At 70.2% G+C, this 18316-nt stretch carries 18 protein-coding genes and 2 pseudogenes; 12 read left to right on the top strand and 8 right to left on the bottom strand.

Features of this window, described 5'->3' with window-relative positions; genetic code table 11:
• Positions 1-45: 45 nt before the first annotated feature.
• The 4 genes from Q2K20_RS06475 to Q2K20_RS06460 are packed head-to-tail and all read right to left on the bottom strand — an operon-like array spanning position 46 to position 3925.
• A complete protein-coding gene (locus Q2K20_RS06475; RefSeq protein ID WP_096905219.1) occupies positions 46-915 on the bottom strand; it encodes an ABC transporter ATP-binding protein in 870 nt (289 codons plus the stop codon).
• A 14-nt stretch (positions 916-929) separates the two neighbouring features.
• The gene (locus tag Q2K20_RS06470) at positions 930-1979 is read right to left on the bottom strand and encodes an iron chelate uptake ABC transporter family permease subunit (RefSeq protein WP_096905218.1); all 1050 of its coding nucleotides are present in this window, start codon (positions 1977-1979) and stop codon (positions 930-932) included.
• The gene (locus Q2K20_RS06465; RefSeq protein ID WP_067718483.1) at positions 1972-2994 is read right to left on the bottom strand and encodes an ABC transporter permease; all 1023 of its coding nucleotides are present in this window, start codon (positions 2992-2994) and stop codon (positions 1972-1974) included. The genes Q2K20_RS06470 and Q2K20_RS06465 overlap by 8 nt, the downstream gene beginning before the upstream one ends.
• A 19-nt stretch (positions 2995-3013) precedes the next feature.
• Positions 3014-3925, bottom strand: a complete 912-nt coding sequence (locus Q2K20_RS06460; protein ID WP_269500994.1) for a siderophore ABC transporter substrate-binding protein — start codon at positions 3923-3925, stop codon at positions 3014-3016.
• Positions 3926-4121: 196 nt separating this feature from the next.
• Between Q2K20_RS06460 and Q2K20_RS06455 the strand changes: the two genes are divergently transcribed.
• The 3 genes from Q2K20_RS06455 to Q2K20_RS06445 all read left to right on the top strand — a co-directional run bounded on the left by Q2K20_RS06455 (position 4122) and on the right by Q2K20_RS06445 (position 6804).
• A complete protein-coding gene (locus Q2K20_RS06455) occupies positions 4122-4421 on the top strand; it encodes a hypothetical protein (RefSeq protein WP_096905216.1) in 300 nt (99 codons plus the stop codon).
• Between the two features lie 56 nt (positions 4422-4477).
• Positions 4478-5044, top strand: coding sequence for a protein-L-isoaspartate O-methyltransferase family protein (locus Q2K20_RS06450; RefSeq protein ID WP_256819740.1), 567 nt, complete (start codon positions 4478-4480; stop codon positions 5042-5044).
• A gap of 62 nt (positions 5045-5106) precedes the next feature.
• A complete protein-coding gene (locus Q2K20_RS06445; protein WP_269500988.1) occupies positions 5107-6804 on the top strand; it encodes a fumarate hydratase in 1698 nt (565 codons plus the stop codon).
• Between the two features lie 124 nt (positions 6805-6928).
• Here the strand turns inward: Q2K20_RS06445 and Q2K20_RS06440 are convergent, their stop codons facing one another.
• On the bottom strand, positions 6929-7414 hold the full coding sequence (locus tag Q2K20_RS06440; RefSeq protein WP_269500987.1) for a VOC family protein: 486 nt from the start codon (positions 7412-7414) through the stop codon (positions 6929-6931).
• A 157-nt stretch (positions 7415-7571) separates the two neighbouring features.
• Between Q2K20_RS06440 and Q2K20_RS06435 the strand changes: the two genes are divergently transcribed.
• The 3 genes from Q2K20_RS06435 (at position 7572) to Q2K20_RS06425 (ending at position 10964) form a co-directional block, all read left to right on the top strand.
• The gene (locus tag Q2K20_RS06435) at positions 7572-8078 is read left to right on the top strand and encodes an LGFP repeat-containing protein (RefSeq protein WP_067718496.1); all 507 of its coding nucleotides are present in this window, start codon (positions 7572-7574) and stop codon (positions 8076-8078) included.
• A 28-nt stretch (positions 8079-8106) separates the two neighbouring features.
• Entirely contained in the window at positions 8107-9690 is a 1584-nt protein-coding gene (locus Q2K20_RS06430; RefSeq protein WP_067718499.1) for a cation:proton antiporter family protein, read from the top strand.
• An 83-nt stretch (positions 9691-9773) separates the two neighbouring features.
• Complete coding sequence (locus Q2K20_RS06425; protein WP_235027729.1) at positions 9774-10964, top strand: multidrug effflux MFS transporter; 1191 nt, start codon at positions 9774-9776, stop codon at positions 10962-10964.
• Here the strand turns inward: Q2K20_RS06425 and Q2K20_RS06420 are convergent.
• A complete protein-coding gene (locus tag Q2K20_RS06420; RefSeq protein ID WP_067718502.1) occupies positions 10939-11676 on the bottom strand; it encodes a CPBP family intramembrane glutamic endopeptidase in 738 nt (245 codons plus the stop codon). The two genes, Q2K20_RS06425 and Q2K20_RS06420, sit on opposite strands and share 26 nt — an antisense overlap.
• 82 nt (positions 11677-11758) lie before the next feature.
• On the opposite strand from Q2K20_RS06420, the gene Q2K20_RS06415 reads away from it, so the two are divergent.
• From Q2K20_RS06415 to Q2K20_RS06400, 4 genes are all read left to right on the top strand, one after another.
• A complete protein-coding gene (locus tag Q2K20_RS06415) occupies positions 11759-12634 on the top strand; it encodes an oxygenase MpaB family protein (protein WP_069389791.1) in 876 nt (291 codons plus the stop codon).
• Between the two features lie 88 nt (positions 12635-12722).
• Complete coding sequence (locus Q2K20_RS06410) at positions 12723-13763, top strand: DUF808 domain-containing protein (protein ID WP_067718505.1); 1041 nt, start codon at positions 12723-12725, stop codon at positions 13761-13763.
• Positions 13763-14290: a DUF488 family protein gene (locus Q2K20_RS06405; RefSeq protein WP_067718508.1), complete on the top strand. Its 528-nt coding sequence runs from the start codon at positions 13763-13765 to the stop codon at positions 14288-14290. The genes Q2K20_RS06410 and Q2K20_RS06405 overlap by 1 nt, the downstream gene beginning before the upstream one ends.
• A 39-nt stretch (positions 14291-14329) precedes the next feature.
• Entirely contained in the window at positions 14330-14812 is a 483-nt protein-coding gene (locus Q2K20_RS06400; protein ID WP_069389787.1) for an FABP family protein, read from the top strand.
• Positions 14813-14900: 88 nt separating this feature from the next.
• Here the strand turns inward: Q2K20_RS06400 and Q2K20_RS06395 are convergent.
• Positions 14901-15173 (bottom strand): annotated as a pseudogene (locus tag Q2K20_RS06395) (ABC transporter permease); the annotation flags it as partial.
• A 124-nt stretch (positions 15174-15297) separates the two neighbouring features.
• On the opposite strand from Q2K20_RS06395, the gene Q2K20_RS06390 reads away from it, so the two are divergent.
• Both Q2K20_RS06390 and Q2K20_RS06385 read left to right on the top strand, forming a co-directional pair.
• Positions 15298-15984 carry a phosphate signaling complex PhoU family protein gene (locus Q2K20_RS06390; RefSeq protein ID WP_096905210.1) on the top strand — a complete coding sequence of 229 codons (687 nt, stop codon included), beginning with the start codon at positions 15298-15300 and terminating at the stop codon, positions 15982-15984.
• Between the two features lie 63 nt (positions 15985-16047).
• Positions 16048-16404 (top strand): annotated as a pseudogene (locus tag Q2K20_RS06385) (VOC family protein); the annotation flags it as partial.
• Positions 16405-16492: 88 nt separating this feature from the next.
• Here Q2K20_RS06385 and ilvD read toward each other — a convergent pair.
• Positions 16493-18232 (bottom strand): dihydroxy-acid dehydratase, encoded by a 1740-nt coding sequence (gene ilvD, locus Q2K20_RS06380; protein ID WP_096905209.1) that lies wholly within the window; start codon positions 18230-18232, stop codon positions 16493-16495.
• Positions 18233-18316 lie beyond the last annotated feature (84 nt).

Raw genomic sequence — 18316 nt, 5'->3', positions numbered from 1 at the left:
CGGATCAGGCCGCGGCGGCTCACGCGGTGGGCTCAGGCCGCGGGATCAGGCGGTGGACAACGCCGCGCCACACTCCTCCAACTCGTCCTCCCCGTCGAAGTACAGGGCCACGTACCGCCCGGCGACCTCGGCGACCTGCATCTCCATGTCGTAGACATCCTTGAGGACATCGGTGCGCATGATCTCGGCCGGGGTGCCGTCGGAGACGATCCGCCCGTCCTTCATGGCGATGATCCGGTCCGAGTACGCGGCGGCGATGTTGATGTCGTGGATGACGAGCACGATGGTCTTGCCCCGCTCCGCGGCGGTGCGACGCAGCAACCGCATGATCGAGGTGGCGTGCCGGAGGTCAAGGTTGTTCAGAGGCTCGTCCAGCAGGACATAGTCCGTGTCCTGCGCCAAGACCATCGCGATGTGCGCCCGCTGGCGCTGGCCACCGGACAACTCGTCGAGATACCGGTCGGCGAGGTCCTCGAGTTCCATCGCCCCCAGGGCGTAGTCGACGTGCTCGGCGTCGTCCGGTCCGGGCCGGCCACCGTTGTGCGGGAACCTGCCGAATCCGACGAGCTCCCGCACGGTGAGCCGGATGGAGACGGCGTTCTCCTGGCGGAGCACCGCGAGACGGCGGGCCAGCTCACGCCCACCGTTGACCGACACGTCGACGCCGTCGACGAGCACCGTTCCGGAATCCGCAGCCTGGAGTCGGCTCATGACCCCCAGCAGTGTCGACTTTCCTGCGCCGTTGGGCCCGATGAGAGACGTCACGCCACCGTGCGCGAAGCACGCCGTCACGTCGTGCAGGACCCGGGTGTCGCCGTAGGACGAACACACCGACCGCGCCTCGATGCCGCAACCGGCCGACCACCGGTTCTCACCGGATCGGTCGTCGCGGCGTCGGAACGGGAGAAGGGACATGATGTGCCTCTCTTTCAGCGTGCGCGGTTGGTCAGGAGCAGGAACAGGAACAGCAGGCCACCGGCGAACTCGATGACGATGCTCAGGGCGGACTCGACACCGAGGGCGCCGAGGACCATCTCGCCCCCCGCCAGGGCGATCACGCCCAGCAGCGAGGCCACCGGCAGGGTGAACCGGTGCAGGGTGGTGCCGAGCAGGGCGTACGCCGCGTTGGCGACGATGAGGCCGAAGAACATCACCGGCCCGATCAGGGCCGTGGAGGCGGACACCAGGAAGGAGACCACCACCAGGACCACGATGGTGACCCGACGGTGGTTGACACCGAGCGCGACGGCGGGATCGCGCCCCAGCAGCATCACGTCGAGTCGACGACCGAGGATCGCCACGGCGACGAGTCCACCCACGACGATGACCCCGCACGCCACCAGGACGTCGAGTTGGACCCCTCGGAAACTCGCGAACATGGCGTCCTGGACCTGCAGGTAGGCCGCCGGGTCCAGCAGGCGCTGGAAGAACGAGGAGGCGGAGCGGAAGAACACGCCGAACACCACACCCACCAGCAGCAGCAGGTGGATATCGGTTCTCCGACCCCCGAGCAGCCACAGGTAGAGCGAGGTCGACGCGACCACCATGATCGCCGTCTGACCGAGGAACCCGGAGAGACCGCCGCTCGTCAGGCCCCCGATGACGGCGGCATCGCGCGGGATCATGAAGAACACGAGCAGGGTCTGGATGAGCAGGTACAGCGAGTCGAAACCCATCAGCGCCGGCGTGAGGATCCGGTTGCCGGTGACGGTCTGGAAGATCACCGTCGAGACCCCGACCGCGACCGAGACCAGGACGATCGCCACCGCGTGGCGCGACAGTCGGTCGAGCGAGTAGGACCACGCCCTGGAACCGACGGTGTCCGGCAGCCCGGAGAGGACGAGAGCGGCCAGTGCCGCAACGGCCGCGACAGCACACACGAGGGTCACGATCCACCGTCGCCGGTGGTCGGCCTCCGCTCTCGTCCGTCCCCGGGTGAGGCTCTCCGGCGGTGCGACGAGGATGGCGGTCTCAGGCATTGCGCACCCCTCTCAGCATCATGGCCAGGAACACGGCGCCGCCGAGGATCCCGACGATCGTCCCGACGGGGATCTCGCCGGCACCGGGGGCGCCGCCGGCGAACAGCCCGGGCAGCGACCGGCCCACCATGTCGCAGATCAGGACGGTGACCGCCCCGAGCAGTGCCACGAGAGGCAAGCCCCGGCGGGCGTCGTCTCCCACCAGGCGTGAGACGACGTTGGGAACGACGAGCCCGAGGAGCGGGAGGGCACCGACGGTGACGACGACGACGGCGGCGACCGCCGCCACGATCGCCATCCCGGCGGCGACGACGGTCTTGTGGTCGAGCCCGAGACCGGTCGAGACGTCCTCACCCAGGCCCGCCACGGTGAAGCGGTCGGCGGCGATGTAGGCGAGGACACCGAGGACCGCCACCAGCCACAGCAGCTCGTACCGCCCGGCCAGGACCGCCGAGAAGTCGGCGAGCATCCACGAGTTGAGCATCTGGAGAAGGTCACGCGACAGGGCCAGAAAGGCTGCGACCGCCCCGATCACGGAGCCGAGCATGATGCCGATGAGGGGCACCACGAACGAGTCCGACACGGGGACGCGACGGATGCAGGCGAGGAACAGGGCGGTCCCGGCGAGCGCGAACACCATGGCCACGAGCATCTTGGCCACGATCGGGGCGCCCGGCGCGATGATCGCCACCACCACGAGTCCCAGCCCCGCCGATTCGACGGTCCCCGCGGTCGACGGTTCGACGAAGCGGTTGCGGGTGAGCAACTGCATGAGCAGACCGGCGATCGCCAGGGACGCCCCCGCGAGGGCGGCGGCGGCGGTGCGGGGCAGACGGGCCTCCACGAGGTAGACACGGTGCGCCTCGGTGAGCCCTCCGGTGAGCGCGTCCCACACGGTGATGTCGGCCGCGCCCACGAACACGCTCGCGACGAGCGAGAGCACGAGCGCGACGACGCCGAGCGCCGGCCACAGCGAGTGACGCTGCGGTCGGCGCTCGACCAGGGTGGTCGTCATGAGAAGTGGACTCCCACCGTCAGGAGACGGCGGAGTCGATCTCGTCGATCATCGACTCGAGGACGCCGATGCCGCCCCCGACGAGGTACCAGTTCTGGCCGTCCAGGAAGTGGACGTTGTCGTTGGTCGCGGCGTTGGTCCGGTTGAACAGCGGGTTGTCGAGCAGGGCGGTGGCCGCCTCGCCCTCCGCACCGATCGCGGCGTCGCGGTCGATGACGAAAACGTGGTCGGGGTTCAGCTCGGCGATCTGCTCCCAGCTCAGCGGCGCGCCGTGGCTGCCCTCGGACTCGAGCTCACCGGCGGGCGTCATGCCGAGCTCGTTGAAGATGAGGTCGAAGCGTGAACCCGGTCCGTACCCCGTGACCTTGCCACCGGAGGTCATGAGCACCAGCGCCGTACCCGCGCCCTCGGCCTTGGCGCGGGTCTCGGTGACCATCTCGTCGATCTCGGCGAGCTCGTCCGCGGCCTTGTCCTCGGCCCCGAACAGCGCGGCGATCTCCTCCACCTTGGCGCGGTTGGAGGCGATCGTCTCGGCGGTGTCCGGATCACCGGCGATCACCTGGTCGGAGATCTTGGCGAACTCGGGCTCCATCGCGCGGGTGCGGTTGCCGAACAGGATGAGGTCGGGCCCCAGTTCCGCGATCACATCCATCTTCGGCTCCTTGAGGCTGCCGATGTCCGTGTACTCGTCGCCCACGTAGGCGTCCAGCGCCTCCGGGAAGACCCCGGTCTTGACCAGGCCGACGACGCGATCCTCGAGATCGAGCTCATCCAGCGTGTCGGCAGCGGCGTGGCTGGTGAGCACGACGCGGGTCGGCCCCTCACCCTCGTTTCCGGCGGACTGTGCATCCGAGCTCCCGCAGGCGGTCAGTGCGCCACCGGTCAGCGCGATGGCGGCCGTCGCTGCGACGATCTTGGGGAATCGCTTCATGTCACTCCAAGGTTGGTTCGGAAGGTTAGGCTCACCTTAAACACCCTCGCGGCTCCTGGGCAAGTCTCAAGTATGGCTTACCTCACTTCGAGAGTATTGCCAGCCTCACGGCCCGGACAATCCGGGGCCCTCCGACTCCCCCGGGGTGCGGGGCGACCGGATGCGACGGGCCGGCGGACGACGCACAATCGACGGTATGAGCACCGAACGCGAGTACGACCAGGACACCGACGGCGACTACGACGAGAACACGCTCGACGGCAGCGAGGGTCTCGACGCCGACACCATCTCGACCGACGGTGAGGACCTCACCGTCGACGCGCCGGAGTCGTGGAAGCCCGTCGAGGAGAACGACACCCTCGACGAGAAGCTGTCAGCCGAGCGCCCCGACGTCGACGCCGCGGAGCGCGAGGACAAGGGCGTCGCCGAGGAGCCCCACGACCAGATCGACGACCTCGACCCCGAGGGCGAGACGCGCGTCCTCGGCGAGGCGTAGAGCCAGGGCGGGGCGATCAGCCCCGCCGCCATGCCCCGGCGGGAGGAGGTCTCGCGGTGAGCACCCCGAGCATCCCGGAGGCGATGCGCGCGCAGGATCGCCGCCGATTCCTCCCGCCGGAGGTCGTGGCCGACCACGAACTCGACGCCCCGCTACCGATCGGGTTCGGGCAGACCAACTCCCAGCCGTCGACGGTCGCGGCGATGCTCTCGCTCCTCGAGCCGTTCCCCGGGATGCGGGTGCTCGACGTGGGCTCGGGCAGCGGGTGGACCTCGGCGATCCTCGGCGAACTCGGGGGGCCGGATTCCTCCGTGTCCGCCGTCGAACTCGTCCCCGAGCTGGTCGAACGCTCCCGGGCGGCGATACGTCAACCGTGGGTGCGAGTCCACCCCGCCGAGCCCGGGACACTGGGACTTCCCTCCCTCGCCCCGTTCGACCGCATCCTCGTCTCCGCGATGGCCGACGACCTCCCCTCGGAGCTCGTCGAGCAGCTCACCGCGAACGGGGTCATGGTGGCGCCCTGGGCCGGGGTGATGCACCGCGTACGCCGTACCGATGACGGCATCGACGTGACCGAGCACGGCGGGTACCGGTTCGTCCCCCTCCTCCACACCCGATTCTGACCCCGTGACCCCGGCCACTATCCTGGGGGAAGTTTGTCCACCTCCAGAACCAGGAGCCCCTGATGGCCGACTTCCTCTACGAGGACCTTCTTCCCGTCGGGGAGGACACCACCGAGTACCGCCTCCTCACCACCGAGGGCGTCTCCACGGTCGAGGGTCCTGACGGCCTGACGTTCCTCCGGGTGGATCCCGAGGCGATCCGTCTGCTCACCGAGACGGCGATGCACGACATCTCCCACTACCTCCGTAGTGACCACCTGGCCCAGGTCGCCAAGATCCTCGACGACCCCGAGGCCAGTGACAACGACAAGTTCGTCGCCCTGGACCTGCTCAAAAACGCCAACATCGCCGCGGGTGGGGTGCTCCCGATGTGCCAGGACACCGGTACGGCCATCGTCAAGGGTGAGCGCGGTCAGCACGTTCTCACGCCCGGTCCGGACGAGCAGGCCGTCGCCCGCGGCGTGTACGACGCCTTCACCCGGCTCAACCTGCGCTACTCGCAGAACGCCCCCCTCACCATGTGGGACGAGAAGAACACCGGGTCCAACCTGCCCGCGCAGATCGAGATCGGCGCCAACACCACCCCGGGCGACGAGAACGCCTACAAGTTCCTCTTCATGGCGAAGGGCGGCGGGTCGGCCAACAAGTCGTTCCTGTACCAGGAGACCAAGGCGATCCTGAACCCCGACCGGATGATGCAGTTCATCGAGGAGAAGATCCGCTCCATCGGCACCGCCGCGTGCCCGCCGTACCACCTGGCGATCGTCGTGGGCGGCACCTCCGCCGAGTTCGCGGTCAAGACCGCCAAGCTAGCCTCGGCGCACTACCTGGACGAACTCCCCCGCGAGGGGGCCATGACGGGCCGCGGTTTCCGCGACGTGGAGCTGGAGGAGAAGGTCTTCGAGCTCACCCAGCAGATCGGGATCGGCGCACAGTTCGGCGGCAAGTACTTCTGCCACGATGTCCGCGTCGTCCGCCTGCCCCGCCACGGCGCCTCGCTGCCCGTCGCGATCGCGGTGTCCTGCTCGGCGGACCGTCAGGCCAGGGCCAAGATCACCCCGGAGGGCGTGTTCCTCGAGCAGCTCGAGTTCGACCCGGGCCGGTTCCTGCCCACCACCACGGACGCGGAGCTCGACGCCGCGACCGACGGCATCTCCGGCACCGGCAAGGGCGCCGCGGTGCGGATCGACCTCAACAAGCCGATGCCGGAGATCCTCGCCGAGCTGAGCAGACACCCGGTCAAGACCCGCCTGTCCCTGACCGGCCCGCTGGTCGTGGCCCGCGACATCGCGCACTCCAAGATCAAGGAGCGGCTCGACGCCGGCGAGGAGATGCCGCAGTACCTCAAGGACCACCCCGTCTACTACGCCGGTCCGGCCAAGACGCCGGAGGGCATGCCGTCGGGGTCGTTCGGGCCCACCACCGCCGGCCGCATGGACTCCTACGTCGAGCAGTTCCAGGCGGCGGGCGGATCCATGGTGATGCTCGCCAAGGGCAACCGCTCCAAGCAGGTCACCGACGCGTGCGCGACCCACGGCGGGTTCTACCTGGGCTCGATCGGTGGTCCGGCCGCGCGCCTGGCGCAGGACTGCATCAAGCACGTGGAGATCCTCGAGTACGAGGAGCTCGGGATGGAGGCGGTGTGGAAGATCGACGTCGAGGACTTCCCCGCCTTCATCGTGGTGGACGACAAGGGCGAGGACTTCTTCGCCCACACCGGTGAGGTCACGCTGACGATCGGCAAGCGCCCCGGCCTCTGACCCGCCCGCGTTCCCGCGTTCCCGCAGATCCGCTACTCGTTTTCCGGATCCGCTACTCCATATCGAGTAGCGGATCCGGAATGCGAATAGCGGATTTCGTAGGGCCGACGAGTGGGAGTCCGAGTCAGGCGTCGGTGCCCGCAGCCGCCGCCTCGATGGCCGCCACGTCCAGCTTCACCATGTCCATCATCACCGCGAACGCGCGCGCCGCCGACTCCCGGTCCTCGCCGCGCCACAGATCGTAGAGGGACTGCGGCGCGACCTGCCACCGCACTCCGAAGCGGTCGATCAGCCACCCGCACTGCACCTCACGGCCCCCTCCCGCGAGCAGACCGTTCCAGTAGTGGTCGATCTCCGCCTGGTCGGCGCACCGGATCTCCAGGGAGATCGCGTCGGTGTACTCGGGGTCCGAGCCTCCGTTGAGCGCGATGAAGGGCCGCCCGTCGAGCTCGAACTCCACGGTGAGCACGTCCCCCGCCTTCGGTCCCGGGGTGTCGACGGGGCTGGTGTCCACGGCGACCACGCGCGAGTCGGGGAAGACCGAGCAGTAGAACTCGGCGGCCTCCTCCGCCTGGGTGGCGAACCACAGACACGTGGTCATCACGGCCATCGCGGCCTCCTCCCGGGGCTCGCCCGGTCGGGCGGGTCGCCCGCTCCCAGTCTCCACGGCCCGGCGCCCCCCGGAAAGGACTCGGGCATCACGGTTCGGCATCGGCGGCGGCGGTGGGCGGGGTGGGCCCGGTGGGCGGGCGGCTAGGATCTCCGGCATGGACAGGATCACGCGTGTCCTCGCCCCCCTCGCTCTCGCCGTCGCCCTCGGTACCGGCCTGGTCGCCTGTTCCGCCGACGACGGTGGCGGCGCCGGTGAGTCCGCCGCACCGGTGTCCTCGACGGAGACGGCGACGACGACGAGGTCGACCCCCGTCCCGGGGCCCGCGGACTCGGGCGTCGACATCCCGGTGGCCGTTGCGGACCGCTGGAACGAGCTCGGCGGCGAGCAGAGCGATCTCGGCCGGGTGACGGGGCCGCCGACGGCTGTGGAGGGCGGCTCGGTCACCGACTTCGAGCGGGGGGCGATCGTGCTCACACCGTCCGGGAACGCGTTCGTGGTCCAGGGCGAGATCCTCGCCGCCTATCGCGAGGCGGGCGGCCCCGCCGGTGAGCTGGGCTTCCCCGTCTCGGACGAGACGACGACCGACGGCGGGTGGATCTCGGCGTTCGAGAACGGCACGATCGCGTTCCTGGACGGTCGGCCGGTCGTCGAGGTGCGGTGACGACCACCGCGCCGGGCGAGTAGCACCGTTGGAGACCGTCGCGATCTACCTCGTCGTGGTGTTCGGGTGCGGGTTCGTCGCCCGGATGATGCGCCTGCCCACCCTCATCGGCTATCTGGCCTCGGGGTTCATCCTCCACGCGCCCGGCATCGAGGCCCTGCCCGTGGTGGACTCACTCGCCGACCTCGGCGTGACGATCCTGCTCTTCACCATCGGGCTCAAACTGGACGTGCGGATGCTCCTGCGCCGTGAGGTCCTGGCCACGACGGCCGCCAACCTCCTGGCGGTCGCGGGATTGACCGCCGGCTTCCTGGGGATGCTGTCCATCATCGGGGTGCGGTTGCTAGCCGGGGCGGACTGGCAGGTGGTGGCCCTGCTGGGCTTCGCGCTGTCGTTCTCCAGTACCGTCTTCGTCGTCCAGGTGCTCGACGTGCGGTCCGACTCCCACACCCTCTACGGTCGGGTCGCGATCGGCATCCTCGTCCTGCAGGACGTGGTGGCGGTCGCGTTCCTCACGGCGATGACGGGCGCCCCGCCGAGCCCGTGGGCGTTGGCGTTGCCACTGTTGCTCCCCGCGGTGTGGCTCGTCCGCCGGGCCTGGAGCAGGCTGGGTCACGGCGAACTGCAGGCGTTGTTCGGGATCACCATGGCGCTGGTGCCGGGGTACTGGTTGTTCGAGAGCGTCGGCATCAAGGGTGACTTCGGGGCGATGGTGGTGGGAGTCCTCCTCGCCTCGCACCCGCGTGCCGCCGAGTTGTCCCGGACCCTCTTCGGTCTGCGTGAACTCCTGCTCGTGGGTTTCTTCGTCTCGATCGGCCTCCACGTCACGCCCACCCCGGAGACCCTGTTGCTGGGCCTCCTGCTCGTGGTGTTGCTCCCCCTGGAGGCCGCCGTGTTCACCCTCGTGCTGGCAGCGTTCGGGCTGCGCAAACGGACCTCGATCCTGGCGGGCCTCGCGCTGGCCAACTTCTCGGAGTTCGGGCTCATCGTCACCGCGACCGGGGTCGATGCGGGTCTCGTCGAGCAGGACTGGCTCGTGGTGGTGTCGGTCGCGGTCGCCGCGAGCTTCGTGATCTCGACACTGGTCAACCACCGCGGGACGCGGCTCGTGGCGCGGTTGTCCTCGCTCGTTCCCACCCTGCGGGACGAGCGCACCCACCCGGAGGACGCCCCGCTCGACATCGGTCACGCCCGGGTGCTGGTCCTGGGGGTGGGCCGGGTGGGCCGCGCGGTGCGGGACCGTCTGACCGAGGAGTACGGTCTGACGGTCGTCGGGGTGGAGAACGACCCCGTGAAGGTCGCCAGGCTCCGCGAGCAGGATGTGCACGTGATCGAGGCCGACGCGACCGACGACGACTTCTGGGACCGCTGTGTGAACGACGAGAAGGTGGACATCATCGTGCTGGCCATGCCGTTCCACGGCTCGAACCTCATCGCCCTCGAGCAGGTGGACACGCGGGATTTCGAGGGCGCCGTCGCGGTGGTCGCCCAGTACGACGACGAGAGGGACGAACTCATCGCTCGGGGAGCCGACGTGGCCTTCCACATCTTCGAGGGCACCGGGGTCGGCCTGGCGGACAGTGCCGCCGAGGCCGCGGGGGTGCGTGAATGAGGTCTGCCGGCCGACGACCCTCCGCCGCGCCCCCCACACCACCCACCGCACCGCCGATCCCCACACCCACACCCACCGCGTCGGTGCCCGCCACGATGCTCCTCGCACTCGCGCTCACCGGGGCGATCGGGCCGTTCGCGACCGACACCTATTTGCCCGCGCTGCCGCTGATCGTCGAGGAGTTCCGGATCACGGCCTCCACCGCCCAGCTCACCCTCACGGCGTTCATGGTCTCGCTGGCGGCGGGGCAGCTCGTGATCGGGCCCCTCTCCGACCGGGTGGGGCGGCGGACGCTGCTCGTCCTGGGCTCGGTGGGCACCGCACTCGCGGCAGTGGTGTGCGCGCTGGCCCCGTCCATCTGGATCCTGGTGCTCGGACGCGTCGCGCAGGGCTTCGCCGGTGCGGCCGGGATCGTCCTGAGCAAGGCCGTCGTGGTGGACGTCGGGCGCGGTGCGGGCGTGGCCAAGGCGTTCGCCACCCTCATGGCGATCCAGTCCGTCGCCCCGGTCATCGCACCGCTCATCGGCGGCGCGGTCGTGCCGTTCGGCGGCTGGCGGAGCGTGTTCTGGCTACTGGCCGGCCTGTCCGCCATCACGGTCGTCGGGGTCCTCGTCGCCGTGCCGGAGTCGCTCCCGGCCGCGTCCCGCCGTACCGGGAGCGTGCTGTCCACCGTGTCGGACATGCGGGGCGTCGCCACCCATGGCCCGTTCATCGCGCGCGTGTCGGTGTTCGTGTTCACCTTCGGCGTCCTGTTCGCCTACATCTCCGCCAGCCCGTTCATCTACCAGGACATGGTGGGCCTGTCCCCCACCGCGTACTCGGTGGCGTTCACCGTCAACGCGCTGGGGATCCTGGTCTCGAACCTCGCGGGCGCCCGGCTGATCGGCCGGTTCGCCCCGGAGAAGATCATGCGCACCGGCGTGGTGGGCATGGTGACGGCGATCGTCCACCTCGTCGTCGTCGTCGCCCTCTCCCCCGCCGGCACCCTGGGGTTGGCACCGGTCACCGTGGGGTTCGTCCTGCTCACCCTGTCCGTCGGGTTGGTCCTGCCCAACGCCGCGGCACTGTCCATGCAGGCCACCCGGGGCCGCTCGGGCTCCGGATCGGCGCTCCTCGGCGCCGCCCAGTTCGGACTCGCCGCCGTGGTCTCCCCGCTCACCGGACTCGCCGGACCGCACTCGGTGATCCCGCTGCTCGTCGTGATGGGGGCGTGCGCCGTCCTGGTCGTCGCGGCGACGTGGGCGGTGATCAGCCGGCCAGTGCGCGCCACGTGAGCGCTGCGGCGAGCGCCCCGACGGCGTTGAACGCCCAGTGCAACCCGATCGGGGCCAGGAGGCTGCTGCTGCGGCGACGGATCCAGATGAACCCGGCCCCGGCCACCGAGGTCGCGGTCACCGCCAGGCCGATCCCCGCGAGCTGACCCGCCAGACCGGTACCGAAGACCTGTGCGAGGCCGGCGTTGCCGGCCGTGAGCCCGAGAGACGACGTGACGTGCCACAGTCCGAACGCCGATGACCCGATCACGAACACGCCCGTGGTGCCGAAGGTCCGCTCGAGCGCCCCCTGCAGGACCCCGCGGAACGCGAGCTCCTCGGGCAGGACCGTCATCAGGGGGATCAGCACGAGCGCCGAGAACACCGCCATGCGCAGGTCCGAGTAGCGCTCGGACAGGAAGAACGGGCTCGTCGCCGGGATCAGGCACCCGGCCGTGACCACGGCCGCCACCAGCACCGTCGCCGCGAGACCGTACGCCAGCCCGCGGGGCATGTGCCGCGCCGCCAGCCCCAGGTCCGACCACCGCATCCACCGCGCCTTGGCGACCACGACCAGCACGAGAACGGCCAGCGGCACGATCCACTCGCGGAAGGGCAGACCCGCCAGGTTGGCGGTGAGATTGATGGCGACCAGCGTGGCCAGGACCGCGGCGACGCCCGCCACCCCGCGCACACGGGAGCGGCCGGACAGGGACGTCGACGTCGTGGTCATCAGTCGCGACGATACCGCGCGGCCCGTCCGTACCAGGGGTATGGTGACACGGACGACCACGTCACGTGACGGGGTGTCCACCATGGCAACGGTGACGACGACCGCGTCCCGCGCCCTGACCGGCGCCCGCCGCAGGGTGGGCCTAGTGGTCCATTCCCGGGTGGCGGGTGACGACGCCGACGCGAGACGCCAGCAGATCTGGCACTCCGAGGGCGAACGCTGGAACTCCCCCGACGACGCCATCTGCCGCGTCAACGGAGACGCCTCCATGTTCGCCGGCGGACTCACCGCACTCCTCCTACAGTCCCTGCACCCGCTGGCCATGGCCGGGGTGGCCGACCACAGCGACTACCGCGGCGACCCGTGGGGGCGCCTCCAGCGCACCTCGCAGTTCATCGCCACCACGACCTTCGGCACGATCACCGACGCCTCCCGGCTCATCCGGGAGATCAACGGTGCGCACCGCGCGGTATTGGGCACCGACTACCGGGGGCGCCCCTACGACGCCCGCGACCCCCACCTCCTGCGCTGGGTCCACGTCGCCGAGATCTGGAGCTTCCTCGAATGCCACCGCCTCTACTGGCGCGAGCCGCTGACGCCGGCCGAACGAGACGACTACGTACGACAGGCCTCGAGAACCGGGCTCATGATGGGCGCCGGGGAGGTGCCCCTCACCGTGCGCGACCTCGACGCGGCGTTGGAGGAGTACCGGCCGGAGCTCGAGGCCTCGCCCGCCGCGCTCGACGCGCGCCACTTCCTGCTCGACGGACCACCGATGGGACTGACCGACAGGCCCGCCTACGCGCTGCTGCGGGAGGGAGCCGTCGCGGCGCTGCCGGGGTGGGCCCGGACGATGCTCGAACTCCCCGACGGGCCGCTCGGATCCAGCGGACTCGGACGGGCATTGGGACGCGCCGGTGTCTCCTCACTGCGCTGGGTCCTCGACGCGACCGAGTGACGCGGCGCTACCCTGTGACGATCCGACCCTCCGGGGTCGGCCCTGTCGTCCGCGGGTTCCCCCCGCCCGTTGAGAAGTGAGGTCTGTGATGGCCGGTGGACTCGCCGCCCTGCTCGATGACGTCGCGGTGCTCGCGCGCATGGCAGCGGCCAGTACCGACGACGTCGCCGCCGCCGCAGGCCGCGCCGGCGTGAAGGCCGCCGGCGTGGTGGTCGACGACACCGCCGTGACCCCCCAGTACGTCCGCGACGTCGACCCGTCCCGCGAACTGCCCATGATCCGCAAGATCGCCATCGGGTCACTGGGCAACAAGGCGATCATCATCGTCTTCGCACTCCTGCTCAGCCAGTTCGTGCCGTGGATCCTCACCCCGATCCTCATGCTGGGCGGGCTCTACCTCTGCTTCGAGGGGGCGGAGAAGGTTTGGGAGCGGGTCTCCGGACACCACGAGGAGGCCGCCCCCGTCGTGGACCGGGGCCCGGACGCCGAGGCGAAGATGGTCCGCGGCGCCGTGACCACCGACTTCATCCTCAGCGCCGAGATCATGGTGATCTCCCTCAACGAGGTCGCGTCGGAGTCCTTCTGGTCCCGGGCGATCATCCTGGTCGTCGTGGGGCTGGGCATCACCGCGCTCGTCTACGGCGTCGTCGCGGTGATCGTGAAGATGGACGACGTCGGCCTCCACCTGGCGGGGAGGGAGTCCCCGGGTGTGCAGCGGTTCGGCCACGGTCTGGTCAAGGCCATGCCGACGGTGCTCGAGGTGATCTCCTTCGTCGGCATGCTGGCCATGCTGTGGGTCGGTGGCCACATCCTCCTCGTGGGGCTCGACGAACTCGGCGTGACGGGGCCGTACCACCTCGTACACGTCCTGACCGAGCCCGCGGCGGGCGTCGCGGGCGTCGGCGCGGTACTCGCCTGGCTCGTCGACACGGCGTGCGCACTGGTCTTCGGCCTCGCGGTGGGCGCGGTGGTCGTGGCGATCATGCACCTGATCCCGCGACGGAGCTCCGGGTCGCACGCCGGGGCGGACGCCGACTCCGACGCCGGGTCCGGCACCGACGCCGGGGGCGCGCGCGGTGACCACGGCGGGGCGACCCGAACGAGGACGGGAGAGGACACCGGCCACTGATGCTGTTCACGGTGGGGCACGGCAGGTTGGATCGCGACGAGCTGGCACGGTTGCTCACCGGCGCCGGCGTCGAACTCCTCGTGGACATCCGGCGCTTTCCCGGGAGCCGCGCGAACTCCGCCGCTGCCAAGGGCGCGGTGCCCGAGATCGTCGGCGAGGCGGGGATCGACTACCGCTGGGAAGAGGACCTCGGCGGCCGCCGCAGCCTCACCGCCGACCGGCGCCGGGCCTCCCCCGACACCTGGTGGCGGGTCGAGGCGTTCCGCGCCTACAGCGCCTGGACCCGGGACCCTGCATTCCGCGCCGCCCTCGATCGGGTCGTGGCCGACGCCCGATCGCGACAGGTCGCGGTCATGTGCTCGGAGTCGGTGTGGTGGCGCTGCCATCGTCGGATCGTCGCCGACGTCGTCGCCACGGTCCACGGTCTGCCCGTGGGGCACCTGATGCACACCGGAAAGATCACCGAGCACAGTCCGAGCGAGGGCCTGCGGCTCGACGAGCACGGCGAACCGGTCTGGGATGGCTGACCCCGCGCGGCCGGCGCACCGATGGCCTAGTCTCGCGCCATGTATCCCGCCTCGACGCCCGCCGCCAACCTGACCCCCGTCGCCGCCCTGCTGGGCACCTGGCGAGGCGAGGGGGCCGGTTCGTACCCGACGATCGACGACTTCACCTACACCGAGGAGATCACGTTCACCGACGTGGGCAAGCCCTTCCTGCACTACGTGCAGCGCACGTGGAGCCCCACCGGATCCCCCATGCACACCGAGACCGGATACCTCCGGGTCCCGGGTGACGGTACGGCCGAGCTCGTCCTGTCCCAACCCACCGGGCAGACCGAACTCTGCGAGGGAACGCTCGTCGCCGAGGCGGACGCCCTGGTGCTGGAGTTCCACTCACGCGTGCACAACAGTGCGAGCGCCAAGCAGGTCGACACCACGCACCGCCGCTACGAGACCGTCGACGACCGGATCACCACCACGTTCGCCATGGCAGCGGTCGGCCAGCCCCTCACCCACCACCTGCGTTCCGAGCTGCGCAGGGCCTAGACCGCAGCACAGGGCCGGTCGGTCACGAGGAACGACGAACTGATCCGGGCGCTGCGCGACCACCGGCCGCCGGGGCCAGCCGCGAGCGTCAGCGCGCGGCGCGGTCGCGCAGAACCAGCCGTGACAGCCCATCCAGCGCGAATCCGAGGATGCCGATCACGAGGATCACCGCCATGACCTGGTCGTAGGCCAACTGGTCGCGGGCGTTGAGGATCTGATAACCCAGGCCGGACCGCACACCGAGCATCTCCGCGGGCACCAACACGATCCAGGCCGTCCCGAGCGCGAGGCGGATGCCGCCCAGGATCGCCGGCCGGACCGCGGGGATGACGACCCGGGTCAGGCGCTCCCAGCCGCTGGCGACCCTGGTCGGGGACCGTTCTGTCTATTCATTCCCGGGCCGGGTCCCCCTTTCCGGAGGGCGGCGCGGTGAACAGTGGGAGAACGGAAGCCGTCCGTTACCGCACCGGCACTACAGTCGTGTCATGCGCACTGTCTTCCATTCCAAGCTCGATGAATTCTCGGACCAGCTGGTTCGCTTCTGCGAGACCAACATCCGCCTGCTCGACCGAGCCACCGCGGCACTGCTCGACGGCGACGAACTCGCCGCCATCGAGGTGATCGACGGCGCCGCGGAACTGGAGGATCTCCGTGAGGCCAGTGAGCAGCACGCGTTCGAGCTTCTCCTGCTCGAGTCCCCGGTGGCCGGCGACCTACGTCAGGTGGTCTCGGGGATCTACATCGTCGAGCACTTCACCCGCATGGCCGCGCTGGCCGGCCACATCGCGCGGGTCGCCCGCCGACGCCACCCGCTCCCCGTGGTGCCCGCCCCGCTCGTCCCGCTCATCCGGGAACTGTCGCAGCACGACGGTCGGATGGCCCGCGAGCTCACCGCCCTGCTCGTCGAGAAGGATGCGGACAGGGCCCGCACCCTGGACGCCGAGGACGACGCCGTCGACCGCCTCCACGCGGACCTCATGAAGCAGATCTCCGCCGAGGACTGGCCGCACGGTTCGGTGGCGGCCGTGGACCTGGCCCTACTCGCCCGTTACTACGAGCGTTTCGGCGACCACACCGTGAGCATCGCCAACCGGGTCGTGTACCTGGCGACCGGCGAGCGCCCCGAGGGCGGGTCGCTGTCCCATCTCGATGACGGCACGGTTCTGGACTGAGTACTGCCGGACGATTCCGCGCGGCGATATCCTGGGTTTCCGCGACCCGATGAGGAGACCGCCATGTCCCGACCGGTCCATTTCGAGATCCACGCCTCCGACCCGGCCCGGGCCTGCACGTTCTACGGTGACGCGCTGGGCTGGACGTTCGAGGACTGGAGCGAGTACGCCGGGAGCCCCTACTTCGGGGTGACCACCGGACCCGAGGACGCCCCCGGCATCAACGGCGCGATCAAGCAGCGGACCGGCGATCCGCCCGCGGCCGGGGCGCCGGTCCGGGGCGCCGTGCTCACCGTGGGGTGCGAGGACTTCGATGCCACCGCCCGGATGATCCTGTCGGCCGGGGGCACCGTGGCGCTGGACACGCACGCGCTCCCGGGAATGGCCTGGCAGGGCTACTTCCTCGACACCGAGGGCAATGTGTTCGGGTTACACCAGCCTGACCCGGAGGCCGGTAGACACCCGGTCGCGAGAGAACCGCGGCCGGGTGTCGTCGTGCCATCCGGGGTCAGCGGCAGATCGCCCCGGTGGACGCCGACTGCACCAACTTCGAGTACTTGGCGAGGACGCCGCGGGTGTATCGCGGCGGCAGGGGCTCCCACCCCTCGCGCCGGGACCGCAGTTCGGACTCGTCCACCAGCAGCTCGAGGGCCCCCTGCGAGACGTCCAGTCGGATCCGGTCGCCGTCCCTCACGAACGCGATCGGTCCCCCGTCAACGGCCTCCGGGGCGATGTGGCCGACGCACAGCCCGGTCGTGCCACCAGAGAAGCGCCCGTCGGTCATGAGCAGGACGTCCTTGCCCAGGCCCGCGCCCTTGATCGCACCGGTGATGGCGAGCATCTCACGCATACCGGGCCCGCCCTTGGGACCCTCGTAGCGGATCACGACGACATCGCCCGCCGTGATGGTCCCGTCCTCGAGAGCATCCATGGCAGCGCGCTCGCGCTCGAAGACGCGCGCGGTGCCCTCGAAGACGTCGGAGTCGAAACCGGCGGACTTGACAACCGCACCCTCGGGGGCGAGCGACCCGCGCAGGATCGTGATCCCGCCGGTCGGGTGGATCGGCTCGGACATCGCTCGGAGCACCTTGCCGTCCGGGTCCGGCGGAGCGATGTCGGCGAGGTTCTCGGCGACGGTGCGGCCGGTGACGGTGAGGCAGTCGCCGTGGAGCAGACCGGCGTCGAGCAGGGCCCGCATGACCACCGGGACGCCACCGATCTTGTCCACGTCGGTCATAACGTGGGCACCGAACGGCTTGACGTCGGCCAGATGCGGCACCGTGGCGCCGATGCGAGCGAAGTCGTCGAGGGTCAGTTCGACCTCGGCCTCGCTGGCGATCGCGAGCAGGTGTAGGACCGCGTTGGTGGACCCACCGAAGGCCATGACGACGGCGATCGCGTTCTCGAACGCCTCCTTGGTCATGATGTCGCGCGCGGTGATGCCCTGCCGCAGCAGTTCGACCACGGCCTCGCCGCTCGCCTTGGCGTAGTCGTCGCGCCGGCGGTCCGGGGCCGGCGGCGACGCGCTGCCCGGCAGGGACATACCCAGCGCCTCGGCGGCGCTCGCCATCGTGTTGGCGGTGTACATACCGCCGCACGCGCCCTCGCCCGGGCAGATGGACCGCTCGATCGTGTCGACGTCCTCCCGGCTCATGAGACCGCGCGAGCAGGCCCCGACGGCCTCGAAGGCGTCGATGATCGTGACCTGCTTCTCCGTTCCGTCGGAGAGCTTGGCGAAGCCGGGAAGGGTGGACCCGGCATAGAGAAACACGCTCGCCAGATCCAGCCGCGCAGCGGCCATGAGCATGCCGGGCAGGGACTTGTCGCAGCCGGCGAGCAGCACAGAGCCGTCGAGCCGCTCGGCGCTCATGACGGTCTCGACGCTGTCGGCGATCACCTCACGCGAGACCAGCGAGAAGTGCATCCCCTCGTGGCCCATCGAGATGCCGTCGGACACCGAGATGGTGCCGAACTCCAGCGGGTAACCGCCTCCGGCGTGAGTCCCCTCCTTGACGGCCTTGGCCAGCCGGTCGAGCGAGAGGTTGCACGGGGTGATCTCGTTCCACGAGGAGGCCACACCGATCTGCGGCTTGACCCAGTCGTCGTCGCCCATTCCCACGGCGCGCAGCATCCCGCGCGCGGCCGTCTTCTCCAGGCCGTCGGTCACATCGCGGCTTCGGGGCTTGATGTCGGCCTCACGGCCGGTGGTCGTGTTATCGGAGCGGGGGGTGTCGGTGCCGGAGGTCATGGGGCCAGCCTAGGCACTCCCCGCGGTCGGCGCCCTCGGACCCTCCCGGGGGGCCGACGATCGAGCGGGGCCCGGATCGGGCGT

Source organism: Dietzia sp. IN118 (assembly GCF_032905965.1).
Taxonomy (GTDB): domain Bacteria; phylum Actinomycetota; class Actinomycetes; order Mycobacteriales; family Mycobacteriaceae; genus Dietzia; species Dietzia kunjamensis.
Note: the sequence above shows the minus strand (reverse complement) of the source record. Positions and strands in the feature narration are given on the sequence as shown.

Coding starts and splice junctions, on each gene's coding strand:
- Q2K20_RS06420 (WP_067718502.1), bottom strand. CDS start 11,676: ATGACCACGACGTCGACGTCCCTGTCCGGCCGCTCCCGTGTGCGCGGG.
- Q2K20_RS06415 (WP_069389791.1), top strand. CDS start 11,759: ATGGCAACGGTGACGACGACCGCGTCCCGCGCCCTGACCGGCGCCCGC.
- Q2K20_RS06435 (WP_067718496.1), top strand. CDS start 7,572: ATGGACAGGATCACGCGTGTCCTCGCCCCCCTCGCTCTCGCCGTCGCC.
- Q2K20_RS06440 (WP_269500987.1), bottom strand. CDS start 7,414: ATGGCCGTGATGACCACGTGTCTGTGGTTCGCCACCCAGGCGGAGGAG.
- Q2K20_RS06475 (WP_096905219.1), bottom strand. CDS start 915: ATGTCCCTTCTCCCGTTCCGACGCCGCGACGACCGATCCGGTGAGAAC.
- ilvD (WP_096905209.1), bottom strand. CDS start 18,232: ATGACCTCCGGCACCGACACCCCCCGCTCCGATAACACGACCACCGGC.
- Q2K20_RS06390 (WP_096905210.1), top strand. CDS start 15,298: ATGCGCACTGTCTTCCATTCCAAGCTCGATGAATTCTCGGACCAGCTG.
- Q2K20_RS06405 (WP_067718508.1), top strand. CDS start 13,763: ATGCTGTTCACGGTGGGGCACGGCAGGTTGGATCGCGACGAGCTGGCA.
- Q2K20_RS06455 (WP_096905216.1), top strand. CDS start 4,122: ATGAGCACCGAACGCGAGTACGACCAGGACACCGACGGCGACTACGAC.
- Q2K20_RS06465 (WP_067718483.1), bottom strand. CDS start 2,994: ATGACGACCACCCTGGTCGAGCGCCGACCGCAGCGTCACTCGCTGTGG.
- Q2K20_RS06400 (WP_069389787.1), top strand. CDS start 14,330: ATGTATCCCGCCTCGACGCCCGCCGCCAACCTGACCCCCGTCGCCGCC.
- Q2K20_RS06445 (WP_269500988.1), top strand. CDS start 5,107: ATGGCCGACTTCCTCTACGAGGACCTTCTTCCCGTCGGGGAGGACACC.
- Q2K20_RS06470 (WP_096905218.1), bottom strand. CDS start 1,979: ATGCCTGAGACCGCCATCCTCGTCGCACCGCCGGAGAGCCTCACCCGG.
- Q2K20_RS06410 (WP_067718505.1), top strand. CDS start 12,723: ATGGCCGGTGGACTCGCCGCCCTGCTCGATGACGTCGCGGTGCTCGCG.
- Q2K20_RS06460 (WP_269500994.1), bottom strand. CDS start 3,925: ATGAAGCGATTCCCCAAGATCGTCGCAGCGACGGCCGCCATCGCGCTG.